The organism is Leucobacter sp. M11, assembly GCF_035726885.1.
Taxonomy (GTDB): Bacteria; Actinomycetota; Actinomycetes; order Actinomycetales; family Microbacteriaceae; genus JAPFRB01.
Genome location: NZ_JAPFRB010000005.1, coordinates 204,411 through 205,660, shown reverse-complemented (window position 1 = coordinate 205,660; position 1,250 = coordinate 204,411). Strand labels below are relative to the sequence as shown.

Sequence of the window (1,250 nt, the reverse complement as noted above, 5' to 3'; positions counted from 1 at the left end):
TCCGCCGTTGGCAGCCGCGGCCTTGCGCTCGGCGATGGTCTGCCGACGCTGCGCCTCCTTACTGCTGGACTGCTTCTTCCCCGCCGAGACGGACGGGGCCACCTCGAAGCGGATCCGGCCGCGGTAGACGGCGCCCAGCTGGCGGGGGTCGAGCCCGCTGAAGCGGTGCCCCTCCGAGTAGAACTTCGTCCGAGCGAGCAGCGTCAGCATCGGGTGGGTGAACAGTGCCACGACGAGCACGTCGACGATGGTGGTGAGGCCGAGCGTGAACGCGAAGCCACGGACGTTGCCGACGGCCAGGAGGAACAGGATCGCCGCGGCGAGGAAGTTGATGCCGTCCGAGGCCAACACGGTCCGGATCGCGCGCTTCCAGCCCGCCTCGACGGCGGACTCAATGCCGCGGCCGTCGCGGAGTTCATCGCGGATGCGCTCGAAGTAGACGATGAAGGAGTCGGCGGTAATTCCGATCGCGACGATCACCCCCGCGACCCCGGCCAGCGAGAGGCGGTAGCCCTGCTGCCAGGACATCAGGGTGAGCAGCAGATAGGTCACGATCGCGGCCACGACGAGGGAGGCCACGGTCAGCAGCCCGAGCACCCGGTACTGGAAGAGCGAGTAGATGAGCACGAAGATAAGCCCGATGAGGCCCGCGAGCAGGCCGGCCTCAAGCTGGTTCTTCCCGAGGCTCGCCGAGACCGTGTCCTGGCTCTGCACCTCGAAGCTCATGGGCAGGGCGCCGAACTTGAGCTGATCGGCGAGGGTCTGTGCGCTCTCCTTGGTGAAGGCACCGGAGATCGAGGGCTTGCCGTCGAGGATGACCGCCTGCATCCGCGGGGCGGAGATGACCTTGCCGTCGAGGACGAAGGCGAACTGGTTCTGCGGCTCGGCCTTGGTCATCAGCCGGGTGCTGATCTTCCCGAAGGTCTTCGCGCCGTCCTGGTTCATCGTGATCTGGATGACCCACTCGTTCGTGGTCGCCCCGGTGGAGGTCGTGCCGAGCTGCGCGACGGCGTTCGTGATGACGTCGCCGCCGAGCTCGACCGGGCCAAGAATGTACTTGGCGGTGTTCGTGGGGTCGCAGGTGATGAGCGGCTTGTCGGCGGGCGCGGAGCCGGTCTCGCCCGCGGCTGCCGAATCGCAGTTGAACTCGGCGAACTGGGCCATCAGGCCCTCGGTCATCCACGCGGGGTCGCTCGCGTCCGTGGGCTGCGTGGCCGGCTCAAGATCCTCGGGAGCAATCGTGGCGGAGG

The 1,250-nt window shown here is 67.7% G+C and carries 1 protein-coding gene; it reads right to left on the bottom strand.

The annotated features are described in order from the left end of the window. Positions 1-1,250: protein translocase subunit SecD (gene secD, locus OOT08_RS16345; RefSeq protein ID WP_325093883.1), on the bottom strand; the 1,250-nt coding region annotated here is incomplete at both ends.